We start from the raw sequence: 14,574 nt of genomic DNA, 5'->3' as shown, positions 1-14,574 counted from the left end.
ATCACTAAAACCTGCCCAAGTGGTCAGGTTATAAACCAGACACACTATCTTTGGAGAAAGACTATGTTAAAGAAAGCGTCCGGCGTTCTGGCGATGGTCATCGCCATGTCTGCCAGCGGGATTGCAGCGGCAGCCGATGAAGTAACCTACCAACTCGACTGGCTGCCAGGCGGTGATAAAGCGCCAGTGTATACCGGCATCCAGCAGGGCTTCTTTGCCGATGAAGGCCTGGAAGTCAGCGTCGCCAGCGGTCGCGGCTCCACCGACGCCATCACCAAGATCGCCACCGGCCAGGCGGATATCGGCAGCGCCGACATTGGTGCATTGATGGCGGCCCGCGCGCAGGACGACGTACCGGTCAGCGCGGTTTACATGATCTTCAACCAGGGCCCACATGCCTTCTTTGCACTGAGCGACAGCGGCATCAATAACTTCAGTGATATCGCTGGCAAGAAGGTGGCTACCTCACCGTTCACCTCCTCCAACGCCTTCCTGCCATTGGTGCTGGGAGCCAATGACCTGCCCGCTGATGCCGTGTCTCTGACCAAGTCCGATCCCGGCGCACTCGGCCCCATGCTGGTGACCGGCAACACCGACGCCATCATCGCCTGGGTCACCAATATCGCCCTGTTCAAGCAGCAGGCCGCGAGTGCGGGTAAGGATATCAACGTCATTCGCTGGTCAGACGCCGGTCTGTCGCTCTATAGCTCCGCCGTGGTTGCCAGCGACAGCTTCCTCAGCGAGCGTCCGGACGTGGCCAAGCGCTTCATGCGTGCCTTCGATAAATCCCTGCGCTTCACCAACGAGCACCCGGATCTGGCTGCTGCCGATCTGCACACCATGGTGCCGGAAGTGGATGCAGCAGTGGCCACCGCACAGATTGGCGACTCCATGCCACTGAGCTTCAACGAGATCAGCGAAGCCGACGGTCTGGGCACCATGACACCTGAGCGTATCGCTACAACCTGGGAGTGGGTGGCCAAGGCCAACGAGCTGAGCGCTGACGCACTGGACCCGGAAAGCATCGTTAACCGCGACTTCATGCCGGCAGCGGAGTAAGTCATGGAGCACAAAAGCGAACGCGCTTTCGTGCGCATGACGGGTGTGGGACATCGCTACGATCCCACGCCCGGCAGCCCGATGGCGGTGCAGAACATTAACCTCGACATCAACCGCCACGAATTTGTGGCGGTGGTAGGGCCCTCCGGTTGCGGCAAGTCCACCTTGCTGCGTATGGTCTCGGGCCTGCTGGTGCCGAGCGAAGGTGACGTCAGCGTATTTGGCAAAAAGGTGAACGGCCCCCGTGACGACGTTGGCATCGTGTTTCAAAAGCCGACCCTATTGCCCTGGCTGAGCGTTCGCAAAAATGTGCTCTTTCCGCTCAAGCACAAGTTCGGCCGCTACGGCGCGCAGGACGAGAAACGCGCTAACGAGCTATTGGCGATGGCCGGATTAGAGGCCTTCGCCGACAAGATGCCGGACGAACTATCCGGCGGTATGCAGCAGCGTGTGGGTATTGTGCGCGCGCTATTGCTCAATCCCGACATCCTGCTGATGGACGAACCCTTCTCCGCGCTGGATGCCATGACCCGAGAGCAGATTGGTTTCGATCTGCTGAAAATATGGGATGAACAACCGAAGACGGTGCTGTTCATTACCCACTCGATTTCCGAAGCCGTGTTGCTCGCCGACCGCGTCCTGGTCATGAGCAAGCGACCCGGTAGCGTGCTCGACCTGATCGACATCGATCTACCACGACCGCGCAATACCCAAACCATCAATAATCCCCGCTTCAGCGAGCTGACTGACCGCATAAGGAATCATATCTATGAGCCAGACGCCCACTGAGGCCGCAGCGCGCCGTGCGCTGTTATTGAATCTATCGCCCTGGTTGTTTTTCGTTGGCCTGATCGTGTTGTGGGAACTGGTCTGCCGAGTATTCTCGCTGCCCAATTACGTGCTGCCAGCACCGACCGCCATCTTCAGCGCCTTTTTTGATGTCGAGTTCAGCCGCTGGATGATGCACCTGTGGGCTACCCTGCGCGTGGCGCTGATGGGTTTTGCGCTCTCGATCGTGATCAGCATTCCGCTGGCCATTGCAATGATGCGCTCAGAGTTTCTGTCGCGCACGCTCTACCCGTTGCTGGTGGTAATCCAGTCAACGCCGGTGGTCGCAGTCGCCCCGCTGATCATCGTCATGATGGGTTCGGACGACCCCTCGCGCGTGCTGATTACCTGCCTGCTGACCTTCTTCCCGCTGGTAGTCTCCACCGCGACCGGAATCAACGAAACGCCCGAAGAGCTGATTGAACTGAGCCGCTCGCTGGATGCGCCCCTGCGCCGTGAAACCTGGCAGATTCGGATTCCCTACGCCATTCCGCATATTTTCAGCGGCCTCAAGGTGGCTATTACGCTGGCGATCATCGGCGCGGTAGTGGCCGAGTTTGTCGCCGCCGAAGAAGGCCTGGGCTACTTCATCCAGTTCTCTACCTCCTTCTTCAAGATTCCACAGGCCTTTGCTGGCTTGTTCTTCCTTGCCGCCGTCAGCCTGCTGCTGTTCAAGTCGGTGCAATGGACCCAGCAGATCTTCTTCGCCTGGAGCCTGCCGAAGAAAAAATAACCCACTACCGGCGGCCACTGCGCCGCCTGAACCGGCCCGAGTTAAAAGGATTATCTTTGTGAGTCATACCGAACGCGACACCCAGTTTTTGCGCGAAAGCTTCCGCCTGGCAGAACAAGCCGCCCAGCAGGGCATCCATCCCTTTGCCGCCATCCTCGTCGATGCCGACGGCAAGGTGCTGATGGAGCAGCTCAACGCCTTTCTGCCGGAGCAAGACATGACCGGTCACGCCGAACGCGTGCTGATGACCCGCGCCAACACTACCTACTCGCCAGAGATTCTGGCCGGTAGCACCATGTATACCTCGGCCGAACCTTGCGCCATGTGCGCGGGTGCCGTGTATTGGGCCGGGGTCGGGCGCGTGGTGTATGGCGCCAGCGAAAAGCGCTTGAAAGAACTCACCGGCAACCATCCGGAAAATCCGACACTGGATTTGCCGTGCCGTACGGTGTTTGCCGCCGGTCAACGCAAGGTCGAGGTGGTTGGCCCATTGCTGGAAGAAGAGTCCGCGCAGGTACACGTCAAGTTCTGGCAAGCCTGATCTGCGCGGCGGGCGTTTAGCTGACTACTTCACGCTCGCCATCGGCCAGCGCGCAACCGGTCTAGCAGGCGTGGAGGCGTCAAGCTTGCGCCTTCTGGCTTATCTCTGAGAGCTAATCGGACTAAGGTTTTTTTGCACCATCGCAGTGCGCAGTCTTACAAACTGGTAAGATTGCGCTCCGCAAAAATATGGCCGCCTCAGGCCCCAGCATGACAGGCACCCGATGAGTTCCGCTGATACCGTAATGCAAAGCTATGGACGCTGCTGTGCAGTAAGCGTCTTTTTCGATGACTTCTACCGTACCTTTCTCAGCTCGTCGCCTGATGTCGCGGCCAAGTTCAAGAACACCGACATGCCGGCACAGAAGCTACTGTTGCGCCAGGGCATCCTCAATCTGGTGCTATTTGCACGCGGTCTACCGCCAACCAAACTGCAGGCGCTGGCCAAGTCGCACTCACGCGAGAAGATGAATATTGAGCCGCACCTCTATCACTACTGGATAGAGGCGCTGATCAGCACTATTAGTCAGCACGACCGTGATTGCAACGATGGCACCATCAAGGCCTGGCGTGAGGTTTTGGGCAAGGGCATCGAGATCATGCAGGCGGGCTACTAGGCAGCAGCCCTAGTTTGCTGGTGCACTGACGCGCACCAGCAACAACCGATACCCGCCGCTGAAACCGCCCAGATTGAGTATATCGCCTGGGCGAGCCGCCAGCAGGCGGGCGCCCAGAGGCGAAAAGATCGACACCTGCGCATCAGCGCTGCAGCTGCGCTCGCCAAGTCGCAGCTCGATCAAATCCTGGGTATTCATATCCAGCAGCAATAAGTCGCTGCCTACGCGTGCGCGCAGCGTCACCAGATCACGCTCCAGCAACTCCAGCTTGCCAATCACACTGGCCAACTCGCTTGGCCCCGTTTTGTTCCAGGCAGTGCTGTGCTGCGCCAGGCTGCGTAATGGCTGCTTCACATCGACAATAGACGACATGTCCTTCTCTCTCTGACAGAAAATCACTAGGTAAAATAAGAGGGAAACGCCGGGTACGGTTAAACCGTCCCGGCTTAATTCAGGAAGGCGAGTAGGCTATCGCGAAGCGGGTAAAACCAATACATGATCTGACTCGGTTGTGGTGCAGGCCTCTACCATAGGCCAGCCAGATTTAAATGCAAGCCACTGCGCTCAACGCGCCAAGGCAGCCTTGTAACGCGCAGGGGTTTCACCCTGCCAGCGGCGAAAGGCGCGCACAAAGGCGTTTTCATCGGAAAAGCCGAGCTGCTCGGCAATCTGCGCTACGCTCTGACGCCCCTGCAGCGCGCTACAGGCCATCTGCTGCAGCACACTTTCACGCAGCGCCTTGAACGACAAGCCTTCCTCGGCCAGCTTGCGATTCAGATGGCGACCGCTGAGACCCAGCTGCTCAGCAATGCGCTCCTTGCCCCAGCGCGGATGGCTGCGCACCAAGGCCTGCACCTCGGCAGTCAGGCTGTGCTGCCCCAGCGCCGCAAGGGTTTGATCGGCCAATTGACGCAGGTGATCACGCAGCGCGCTATTGGCCTGAACCTGCGGTAGCTCCAGTTGCTCAACGCTGAAGGTAATGCGATTGCAGCCCGCGGAAAAATGCAGCGGGCAATCAATCAGCGCCTGATACTCGGTCGCTAAGGCCAAGGGCGCGTGCGCCAACCAGATACCGCTGGGCTGAAAGCGTCCGCCGGTTGCCCAGCGAGTAAGGTTGAGCAGCACCGTCAGCGCTGCTTCGACTCGCTCGGCCTGCCGCACGGCCAGATGTGGCTCATAGTCGATAGCCACCTGATCCGCTTCGCGCAGCAACTGAAACTCGCCACCTGCGCCTATCACCGGGGCGTACTCCACCAGCTCAGCCAAGGCTTCACCCAGGGTGTCGCAGGTCACCAACAGCATGCCCGCGCTGTCGAGGTGGCCAATCTGGATATCCAGCCCCAGCCGCAACCCTACCAGCGGATCAGCCATCAGCGCGCAATAGCTTTCCCACAGTTCATCCTGCAACGCCAAAGGAATGCGCTCGCCGGATCGCAGACGCTGGCAAAGCTGAGCGGGCAGGGCAACGCCATGGCGTTCAGCCGACTGCAGCAGAGCTTGCGCATAAAGTGGTGTGACGCTGTGTTGATCGCTTGGCATGGCGTGAATTGCCGGTTCCTTGTCCCGTTTGGTGCGTTACGCACGGCGGGCAGTTGGCTAGACTCAACATCATAACAACAATGACTCAATCTGGAGCACACCCCATGTACGCTGTTATCGGCGCCGGTCCCATGGGCCTGGCCACGGCTCGCAACTTGCAGAAGCTCGACATCCCATTCATTGGTCTGGAGCTGAACAATGACGTCGGCGGCCTGTGGGATATCGACAACCCCCACAGCACCATGTACGAGACGGCGCACCTGATCTCCTCTAAACGCATGACCGAGTTCGCCGAGTTTCCGATGGCCGACAGCGTCGCGTTGTATCCGCATCACAGTGAACTCAAGCGCTACTTTCGTGATTACGCACAGCACTTTGATCTGGCCCGTCACTACGAATTCAATACCCGCGTACTCAGCGTCACGCCGGACAATGGCGGCTGGCAGATCACCACCGAGCGCGATGGCCATCAACAGAGCCGGCACTTCGCTGGCGTGATGATTGCCAACGGCACCCTGCACACCCCCAACCAGCCGCAGCTGCCCGGCGAGTTTGCCGGGCGGATAATGCATTCCAGCGAGTACCGCGACCCTTCAGTATTTAAAGACAAACGCGTACTGATCGTTGGGTGCGGCAACTCCGGGGCAGATATCGCCGTGGACGCCGTGCACCACGCCAAGTCAGTCGATATGAGCCTGCGCCGGGGTTATTACTTTCTACCCAAATTCATCAAGGGCAAACCAACCGATACCTTGGGCGGCAAACTCAAACTCCCGCGCAAGCTCAAGCAGCGAGTCGATGCGGCCATGATCCGCATGATCATGGGCAAGCCCTCCGACTATGGCCTGCCCGATCCGGATTACCGGATGTACGAGTCGCACCCGGTGGTCAACTCGCTGATTCTGCACCACCTGGGCCATGGCGATATCAAGGCGCGCCGCGATATCAACAGCATGGCAGGCAATAAGGTCAGCTTTGTTGATGGCGAGAGCGGCGAATACGACCTGATTTTATTGGCCACGGGCTATCAGCTCGACTACCCCTTTATCGACCGCAAGCACCTCAACTGGCCAGCACAAGTTGATGCACCGCAGCTGTATATGAACGTATTCCATCCGCAGTACGACAACCTGTTCATGATGGGCATGATTGAAGCTGCCGGCCTCGGCTGGGAAGGGCGCAATCAGCAGGCGCGGCTGGCCGCGCTCTATATCCATCAACGCCAGCAATGCAGCCCGGCCGCACTGCAGTTTGCCGAAACCAAGCGCCAGCAGGCGACCAGCAATCTGGATGGTGGCTATGACTACATCAAGCTGGCGCGCATGGCCTACTACGTCAACAAGGACGCCTACCTCGGGACGCTGAATCAGCACATCACCGCGCTCGAGGCCGAACTGCAAGCCAGCACGCCCGAGCCGGTTGCGGCGACATGAGCGGGCCACTGCCGATCCAGTTTGATCCGGCCAGCCTGATTCTGCTCAACATCATCATGGCGGCCATGATGTTTGGTGTGTCGCTGACGCTCAAGCTGGAGGACTTCAAGCGCATCATCAAAGCGCCGGTCGCACCCCTGGCCGGGTTGTTTGCGCAGTTTCTGCTGCTGCCGCTGGCCACCTGTCTACTGACCTGGGTGCTCAACATCGATCCCGAACTGGCGCTGGGCATGATCCTCGTGGCCTGCTGCCCCGGCGGCAGCTTCTCGAACGTGATGACCTGGCTGGGCAAGGGCAATGTGGCGGTGTCGGTCAGTATGACGGCGGTCTCCAGCCTGGTTGCCACCGTGCTCACACCGCTCAACTTCGCCTTTTACGGGTGGCTCAACCCGCACACCCGCGAGTACCTCACGCAGATCAGCCTGGAACCGGGCAGCATCCTGCTGATTGTGTTGCTGGTACTGGCCTTGCCTCTGGTACTGGGCATGCTCAGCGGTAAGCGTTGGCCAGCGCTGGCGCTGCGCAGTGAAAAGCCGCTACGCATCGTCTCGCTGCTGGTGTTTCTCGGCTTTGTCGGCATTGCCTTCAGTAACAACTTCGACCTCTTCATCGAACGCTTCAACAGCTTCTTCTGGCTGGTGGTAGCGCACAACCTGCTGGCGCTGTCATTGGGCTACGCCATGGCGCGGCTGATGAAGCTGCCGGTAGGCGACCGCCGCGCCGTGACCATGGAAGTGGGCATTCAGAACTCGGGATTGGGGCTGGTGATCCTCTTTACCTTCTTCCCGAATGCCGGCGGCATGATGCTGATTACCGCGTTCTGGGGCACCTGGCATCTGGTCTCCGGGCTGACCCTGTCGCAGATCTGGGCCTATCAGAGCCGCCGCGAAGACCATCTACAACAGCTTGCCGCCCAGCGCGGCGCAGAACAGAGTCAGTAAGCCATGAGCAAACGCATTCTGATTACCGGCGCCGCCGGTTATATCGGCCACCAGTTGGGTAACCGACTGGCGCAGGACTTTCATGTTATCGGTACCGACCTGCGCAGCCGCGATGATGTGAACTTTCCGCTGCAGATCATGGATATTCGTGATCACGAGCTGGGCGCGCTGATGAAACAAAACGGCATCACCCACGTGGTGCATTTGGCGTCCATCCTGCAGGCCTCCAAAGACCGCGCGCGCGACTTTGATATCGACGTTAACGGCACGCGCAATGTGCTGCACGCCTGCATCGAGGCTGGCGTGCAACACCTGACCGTCACCAGCTCCGGCGCCGCCTATGGCTACTACGCCGATAACCCGGAGTGGATCGACGAGAGCGACGCCATTCGCGGCAACGCCGAGTTTGCCTACTCCGATCACAAGCGCCAGGTGGAAGAACTGCTCGCCAGCTTCCGCAGCAAGCATCCCGAGCTGCAGCAACTGATCTTCCGCCCCGGCACCGTGCTCGGTAGCGAGACGCGCAACCAGATCACCGGCCTGTTTGAAGCCAAACGGATACTGACCATCAAGGGCAGCGACTCGCCCTTTGTGTTTATCTGGGATCAGGACGTACTCGCCGCCATGGAAATGGGTATTCGCGAAGACAAGCACGGCATCTACAACATGGCCGGTGATGGCGCCCTGACCCTGCACGAGATCGCCAGGCGCCTGAACAAGCCCACCCTGACACTCGTGCCTTGGGTGCTCAAAGCCGCTTTGCAGGTCGCCAAATGGCTGGGCAAACCGACCGGCCCCGAGCAGATCAACTTTCTGCGCTACCGCCCAGTACTCAGTAACCGCAGGCTAAAGGACGAGTTTGGCTATCCGCTACAAAAAACCTCAGCCGAAACCTTTGAGTTTTTTGTTAACGCGCGGGGGCTTAGGCGCTAGCGTGCAAGCTGGAAGCTGGAAGCTGGAAGCAAAACCATTGCGGCCTGCGGTCTGAGCACACAACTACCGGCGCTGGAGTGAGAGCTAAGCGGGTTAAGGTTGGGGGTTAAGCTTCTAGCTTCTAGCTTCTAGCTTCTAGCTTCTAGCTTCTAGCTTCAAGCTTCAAGCTTTGAGCTTGCGGCTTGCGGCTTGCGGCTTGCGGCTTGAAGCCCCGCCCAATAAAAAAAACAACGGAGCCACCCATGAAAACGATTCTGATCACTGGCGCTGCCTCTGGCCTCGGCTGGGCTATGGCCCAGCAGTGGTTTGCCGCCGGGCACCGTCTGGTACTGGCGGATATCAACGCTGATCTGCTGGCCGAGCGCGAGGCGCAACTCAACGCGCCCGAACGGGTGCTGGCGGTGGTTGCCGATATCACCAACGCCGACGACATCCAAAAACTGATCCAGGCCACCGAGCAGCAATTTGGCCGGCTGGATCGGCTGGTCAATAACGCCGGTATCACCCATCGCTCGCCAGCGCACCAGACCGATCCGGCGGTGTTTCGCAAGATCATGGCCGTAGACTGGCAGGGCCCGGTCGAGCTGACGATGGCCGCGCTACCGCTGCTGCGCGCCAGCCGCGGCGAGATTGTCTGCATCGGCTCCATGGCGGGCTGGATGCCAGTGCCGGGGCGCGCCGCCTACTGCGCCGCCAAGGGCGCGCTGACCCAGTTCTTTGAGGTTTTGCGGCTGGAGCTGGAGCCCGACGGCATCCATGTGCTGATGGTCTATCCCAGCTTTCTCGATACCCCCATCGAGCACAACGCTCTGGGTAAGGATGGCAAGCCCGCCAGCCATGCGCGCTCCATGGTCGGCGGCATGCGCAGCGCGGAATGGATGGTCGAGCTGATCGACAAAGCGCTCGCAAACGGGCAACGTTGGCTGCTGCCCGAGCCGGTGTCGAAATTCGGCAGCCTGCTCTGGCGCTTCGCCCCGGCGCTGTATCTGCGTCAGGTACGCAAACGCTTTGCCGGAGACCTGAGATGAGTCATTCATGAGCCTGTTAGACCCCTGGATCTGGCTGGGTGTTTTCATCCTGCTGGCCTACACCATAGAAGCCATCACCGGTTTCGGTAGCATCGTCATCGCCCTGTCGCTCGGCGCGCTGCTGCTACCTATCCCGGCCATGTTGCCAGTCCTGGTGCCGCTGAATATCTGCATGAGTGGCTACCTGGCGTGGCGTAACCGCGAGCACATTCAATGGTCGCTGCTGCTCAAGCTGATTCTGCCTTTGATGCTCATCGGTATGCTGCTCGGCTACGGTCTGCGCCCCTGGCTCGACGGCCAGTTGCTCAAGGCATTGTTTGGCGTGCTGGTGCTCTGGTTCGCTGGGCGCGAACTATGGCGTATGTTCAAAGGACTCAACAGCGAAGCACATCCGCGCTGGCTTAGCCGCCTGCTCACGCTGGGCGCCGGCGTCACCCACGGCCTGTTTGCGTCCGGCGGCCCGCTGCTGGTCTATGGCCTGGCCGGCACCACGCTGGACAAGAGCAAACTGCGCGCCACCCTGATCAGCGTCTGGTTCTGCCTCAACGGCAGCATGACGGTGCTCTTTCTGCTCGACGGCAGTCTGCTACCCAACCTGCCGCGCATCGCCAGCTACCTGCCGCTATTGGTCATCGGTGTGCTTTTGGGTGAGTTTCTGCATCACCGCCTGAACGAACAGCGCTTTCGGCAGATGATTTACAGCTTGCTGCTGGTGACAGGCGCGTTACTGCTGGGTAAGGCAGTGCTCTAATCCGTGCACAGGTTCGAGTCTTTTGTTAAGGCGCGGGCCTGTTCACCATCCTCGTCCGCGCAAAATCGGCAACCGGTCACACGCCAAGACACGCAGCCAAAAACCAGTTGGCAAGCTCCTCGCCAGGCGGCACTATCCAGCTAACTGCAGTTACGCAGTCCCCTTACTGGAGGCATGGATGCCTGGCTGTCGCCGTGCAAGACACTTACCCCGTTCAACCTTTGGCACTGACAATGCGCCGTCCGGTTTTGCTACCCGGATGAAACGCATGCGACCGCTATGCCAAACGCCACTCTTACTACCGCTCAAACATCGCTGGATTAACGCATGAAAAAGTTACTGTTTGTCATCCTGTTGGCTTTTGCCGGCTGGAAAATTTATACCGAAAAACTGCAGCCACAGACTCCGACGATAACGAGTTACGGCGATAGTGGCACCAGCCAGGTATCCAGCAGCCGCGTCACACCCACACCACCGAAACCCAATTTCAGTTGCGACGGGCGGCAGCACTGCAGCCAGATGCGGTCGCGCGCAGAGGCCGAGTTTTTTACCCGGCACTGCCCCAATACCAAAATGGATGGCGACCGCGACGGTATACCCTGCGAGAACGACTCACGGTTCTAGCCGACCCCGGGTCCGCCTGGCGCAGCGGCGCAATGGCAGTGCCAGGTTGTTCATCCCAACGCACAACAGGAGTTTGAATGCATTGCCCAAAATGTAAAAACATGGACCTCAAACCCACCAAGCTGGATGACAGCTTACCGGTGATGGGCTGCACCTCATGCGAGGGTTCGCTGCTGTCATTGTTGTATTACCGTGACTGGGCCGAGCGCGTAACGCTGGAGACCAGCGACGCCGACTACAACAGCGAGGTAGTGCAGGACGCCGATAGCAAAACCGCCCTGAGCTGCCCCAAGTGCGCCCGACTGATGACCAAGTATTCGGTGACCGGTGCGCTCAATAACCGGATCGATCTCTGCAGCGGTTGTGATGAAGCCTGGCTCGATGGCGGCGAGTGGCAGCTACTCAAATCCCTGGCGCTGGCCAACAAATTGCCCAGCGTGTTTAGCGATCAATGGCAGCGCAAGGTGCGCCAGGAACAAACCGAGCTGGCCCGCATAGAGCGGCTAAAAAAAGTGGTTGGCGAAGAGGATACCGAGCGCGCCATAGCCGCCCGACAGTGGCTCAGCAATCACCCGAATAAAGCCGCGATTGTGCAATTTCTGGCCGTTGAGTAACACCGGTTGGCGTCATCAACCCAACCAATACCCACCCGATAGAGAGTCTTATGAAGTTTAAAGTACTGATTGTTGTGTTTTTGGCCGCGCTTATCACCGGCTGCGCAGATCCCTTGCCCCCAGAGAAGATGGCTTACGCTGGCGAATGGCAAAGCAGCGAGATGGCCCTGCTTATTCTGACTGACGGCACCGTCGCCTATAAACGCCTGAAAAACGGCGGAACCACCTCGCTCAACAGCCAGGTAAAGGAGTTTCTGGGTGACGATTTTGTGGTTGGCATTGGCCCCTTCACCACCACCTTTGATGTGACTGAACCACCCCATTTGAACAATGGTCAGTGGCAGATGGTGGTCGATGGCGTGCGCCTGACAAAAGTTGTTCAGTAACCGCCATGGATAACCGAATCTACTTCAAGAACAACCCTTGGCCGGAAGGCCATGCCGTCAAGCATTTCTCCTGGACTGCCGAGGTACGCGAGGGCATGGTCTGGTTTCATTTTCATCTGGAAACCGACGACTACTACGCTGAACGTGATATCGACGATGGCGAAGATGCGGAATACGACAGCGACTGGCAAGCTCCCATCGTCTGGGGCAACTATCACAGATGCACACTATCGACCAATGAGTGGCACAACGGCGGCTTCAAGGTCTGCCCAGAGGCTGAGTACACTGAAGCCCTACTCGACGGTCTGGAGCTAGAAGTGGATATGCACCCCGACGCTATAGAAGATTGGGACGACTTCGCCTTTCACATCTACCTGCTCGGTCACGATGCCGCAGCCCAGCACAAGATCAAGTTTATCCGCACCGGCCCCGCCACGTTCGATATCGAATGGTCTGGCAAGATCGCGCAAGCCTACGTGGGTGACTACAACTTCAAGCACGATTTCAGCACCCGACTGGTGGGCGTCAAAATGCCGGAGCTGACGGCTGCTGAATAGTGCGCGTGCGTTGTGGCAGCAGTAGACGCAGAGCGTCTGAACTGCATTCCCACGCGGAGCGTGGGAACGATCAAAAGGCTAACTAGAAGCATTAAAAACCCCGCGCAACGGCGCGGGGTTTCTGTTTCAGCGCAACAGCCGTATTACATTTCAGGCCATACCGCGATGTCGATAATGCCCTCTGGCAGGTCAGCGATCATGCCCAACGAGGTGGGTGTGCCGGTGTTCAGATCGATCGTATGCAGAGTGCCGTTGGCCAGCACATAAGCGGTGTTGCCACCCTTGCCGTCGCTGGCGATGTCCATGGCGGCAGCGTCCAGGCCTTTGGCCAATTCACCGACGGGTTGCTGCACGCCATCGTTCGGCGGGTTTTGTAGCATCAGCATGCCGGTAGCCAGATCGACGGTGTAAAGCTCAGTTTTCTCAGTCCCGGCAAAGGAATCGGTGTACGCGCCGGCAACCACTTTCGGCATCATGCTGCCGTGCTCGGAATCTTTGGCATAAGCCACGCTGCCATCAGTAGCGACTTCACCGGTCTCAACATTCACACGGAAGTTGGTGCCATCGACGGCCAGCAAACGCAGACGATCCGCCTTGGGGTTGAAGTCGACCACCGCATGCTCGCTACCGGGCAGTGCAGAGTTCAGCATCGCGCCCGCGGTGGCTTGGCCGGTGGCCGCATCAATGGTGTACAGCTGGGTGCCGCCGCCCAATGCGTAGAGCATGCCGTTGGCCGGGCGGACGTCGATGCCGCGCAGGTCACTGGCGCCTTCAACCGGCATGCTGACGGTTACACTCAAGGTGTCGGTATCGATCTTGTGCAGCATGCCGTCTTCACCGAGGGCCAGCAATTGGGCGGCGCTGGCAGTGCCGGCGGCCAGTGTCAGTGAGGTGGTCAGGATTAGTTTATTAAAAGTATTCATCTGTGATTCCTCGCAGTCATGTGGTGATGGGCTTGACCCATCCAGCTGGGTGCTCTGTAAGTCACCTACTAGCTAATACCCGCGAGGGTTGGGTTTGGATGTCGGGGGATGAAAATAAATTTTCTGGGATTGTGTGAAGAGCCTTTCAGAACCTGTGGTGAACACTGGCAGCGAGCGATGCTTGGAGATTGAGTGATTAGTTGATTTCCGTTTTCGCCCATAGGCGAGCCAAGGGGGAATGCTTGCCCATCCCCCCTTAGCGATCCCCCGGGGCACCCAGCTGCGCGGCCCTGCGGGTTCGCTGCGTTGCTCAAGCTGCCGGGCCCCTCGCAAACTCGCTTCGCTCAGACACCGCGAGCAGCTTTTCCCGGCAGCTCTGCGCTACTCGCCCGCTCAGATGGGACTATTCAGTCCGTGCAGCGGTGGGTTTTGATGTGCAAGTTTGTGCGAAGTAACCAAGCCCGACAGGACTGGATCTCCGTTCTTTCATCGCCTCCGCTGCGGTTTTTGTCCATGTTTGGCTATTGGGACCACTCATCATTCAAGACATGTGCGCTTGGCTCATTTCCGCTTTCGCCCTTAGGCGAGCCAAGGGGGAATGCTTGCCCATCCCCCCTTAGCGATCCCCCGGGGCACCCAGCTGCGCGGCCCTTCGGGTTCGCTGCGTTGCTCAAGCTGCCGGGGGTCCTCGCAAACTCGCTTCGCTCAGACACCGCGAGGACCTTTTCCCCGGCAGCTCTGCGCTACTCGCCCGCTCAGATGGGACTATTCAGTCCGTGCAGCGGTGGGTTTTGGTGTGCAAGTTTGTGCGAAGTAACCAAGCCCGACAGGACTCCGATCTCTGGCCTTTACTCCCCCTTCCAAGCTGTCGAGTAACGCAGGGGTTGAGCGATTAGCGGGGCGGACTGTCTGAGGAGCGCAGCGACGAGTTTCCGCGCAGCCGCTCAACACCGAGTAACGCAGAGAAGCCGAAGGCCAGCTTGGTGGGGTGTGTACGACTCAAGAACATGGGTAACAGTTCTATTCAAATACATAGGTAACACATTGCTTAAATAGTGAGCACCTGAC

At 58.9% G+C, this 14,574-nt stretch carries 17 protein-coding genes; 14 read left to right on the top strand and 3 right to left on the bottom strand.

The window, feature by feature from the left end:
- Positions 1–63 precede the first annotated feature (63 nt).
- From H4J77_RS15245 to H4J77_RS15225, 5 genes are all read left to right on the top strand, one after another.
- The gene (locus tag H4J77_RS15245; RefSeq protein ID WP_182249262.1) at positions 64–1,059 is read left to right on the top strand and encodes an ABC transporter substrate-binding protein; all 996 of its coding nucleotides are present in this window, start codon (positions 64–66) and stop codon (positions 1,057–1,059) included.
- 36 nt (positions 1,060–1,095) lie between these two features.
- Positions 1,096–1,848, top strand: a complete 753-nt coding sequence (locus H4J77_RS15240; protein ID WP_404940789.1) for an ABC transporter ATP-binding protein — start codon at positions 1,096–1,098, stop codon at positions 1,846–1,848.
- Positions 1,829–2,620 carry an ABC transporter permease gene (locus H4J77_RS15235; RefSeq protein WP_123888886.1) on the top strand — a complete coding sequence of 264 codons (792 nt, stop codon included), beginning with the start codon at positions 1,829–1,831 and terminating at the stop codon, positions 2,618–2,620. Before H4J77_RS15240 ends, H4J77_RS15235 begins: the two co-directional genes overlap by 20 nt.
- A gap of 58 nt (positions 2,621–2,678) precedes the next feature.
- Entirely contained in the window at positions 2,679–3,161 is a 483-nt protein-coding gene (locus tag H4J77_RS15230; protein ID WP_182249258.1) for a nucleoside deaminase, read from the top strand.
- A gap of 223 nt (positions 3,162–3,384) precedes the next feature.
- Positions 3,385–3,777 (top strand): globin, encoded by a 393-nt coding sequence (locus H4J77_RS15225; protein WP_123888888.1) that lies wholly within the window; start codon positions 3,385–3,387, stop codon positions 3,775–3,777.
- 9 nt (positions 3,778–3,786) lie between these two features.
- On the opposite strand, the gene H4J77_RS15220 is transcribed toward H4J77_RS15225, so the two are convergent.
- The gene (locus H4J77_RS15220) at positions 3,787–4,149 is read right to left on the bottom strand and encodes a hypothetical protein (RefSeq protein WP_123888889.1); all 363 of its coding nucleotides are present in this window, start codon (positions 4,147–4,149) and stop codon (positions 3,787–3,789) included.
- Between the two features lie 192 nt (positions 4,150–4,341).
- Positions 4,342–5,316 carry an AraC family transcriptional regulator gene (locus H4J77_RS15215; protein WP_123888890.1) on the bottom strand — a complete coding sequence of 325 codons (975 nt, stop codon included), beginning with the start codon at positions 5,314–5,316 and terminating at the stop codon, positions 4,342–4,344.
- 104 nt (positions 5,317–5,420) lie between these two features.
- Here H4J77_RS15215 and H4J77_RS15210 point away from each other — a divergent pair, with 104 nt between their 5' ends.
- The 9 genes from H4J77_RS15210 to H4J77_RS15170 all read left to right on the top strand — a co-directional run bounded on the left by H4J77_RS15210 (position 5,421) and on the right by H4J77_RS15170 (position 12,583).
- Complete coding sequence (locus H4J77_RS15210; RefSeq protein WP_182249256.1) at positions 5,421–6,749, top strand: NAD(P)/FAD-dependent oxidoreductase; 1,329 nt, start codon at positions 5,421–5,423, stop codon at positions 6,747–6,749.
- Complete coding sequence (locus H4J77_RS15205) at positions 6,746–7,690, top strand: bile acid:sodium symporter family protein (protein WP_182249254.1); 945 nt, start codon at positions 6,746–6,748, stop codon at positions 7,688–7,690. Before H4J77_RS15210 ends, H4J77_RS15205 begins: the two co-directional genes overlap by 4 nt.
- A 3-nt stretch (positions 7,691–7,693) precedes the next feature.
- Complete coding sequence (locus H4J77_RS15200; protein WP_182249252.1) at positions 7,694–8,623, top strand: SDR family oxidoreductase; 930 nt, start codon at positions 7,694–7,696, stop codon at positions 8,621–8,623.
- Between the two features lie 242 nt (positions 8,624–8,865).
- A complete protein-coding gene (locus tag H4J77_RS15195; RefSeq protein ID WP_123888894.1) occupies positions 8,866–9,651 on the top strand; it encodes an SDR family oxidoreductase in 786 nt (261 codons plus the stop codon).
- 7 nt (positions 9,652–9,658) lie between these two features.
- The gene (locus H4J77_RS15190; RefSeq protein ID WP_123888895.1) at positions 9,659–10,402 is read left to right on the top strand and encodes a sulfite exporter TauE/SafE family protein; all 744 of its coding nucleotides are present in this window, start codon (positions 9,659–9,661) and stop codon (positions 10,400–10,402) included.
- Positions 10,403–10,729: 327 nt separating this feature from the next.
- Positions 10,730–11,026: an excalibur calcium-binding domain-containing protein gene (locus tag H4J77_RS15185; RefSeq protein WP_182249250.1), complete on the top strand. Its 297-nt coding sequence runs from the start codon at positions 10,730–10,732 to the stop codon at positions 11,024–11,026.
- A 77-nt stretch (positions 11,027–11,103) separates the two neighbouring features.
- Complete coding sequence (locus tag H4J77_RS15180) at positions 11,104–11,640, top strand: zf-TFIIB domain-containing protein (RefSeq protein WP_182249248.1); 537 nt, start codon at positions 11,104–11,106, stop codon at positions 11,638–11,640.
- 50 nt (positions 11,641–11,690) lie between these two features.
- A complete protein-coding gene (locus H4J77_RS15175; protein WP_123888898.1) occupies positions 11,691–12,026 on the top strand; it encodes a hypothetical protein in 336 nt (111 codons plus the stop codon).
- A gap of 5 nt (positions 12,027–12,031) precedes the next feature.
- On the top strand, positions 12,032–12,583 hold the full coding sequence (locus tag H4J77_RS15170) for a hypothetical protein (protein WP_182249246.1): 552 nt from the start codon (positions 12,032–12,034) through the stop codon (positions 12,581–12,583).
- A gap of 143 nt (positions 12,584–12,726) precedes the next feature.
- Here H4J77_RS15170 and H4J77_RS15165 read toward each other — a convergent pair whose 3' ends face one another.
- The gene (locus tag H4J77_RS15165; RefSeq protein ID WP_182249244.1) at positions 12,727–13,506 is read right to left on the bottom strand and encodes a DUF4394 domain-containing protein; all 780 of its coding nucleotides are present in this window, start codon (positions 13,504–13,506) and stop codon (positions 12,727–12,729) included.
- Positions 13,507–14,574 lie beyond the last annotated feature (1,068 nt).

Source organism: Pseudomonas sp. 5Ae-yellow (assembly GCF_014077575.1).
Lineage (GTDB): Bacteria > Pseudomonadota > Gammaproteobacteria > Pseudomonadales > Pseudomonadaceae > Halopseudomonas > Halopseudomonas neustonica.
This window is presented reverse-complemented; position numbering and strand designations above follow the sequence as displayed.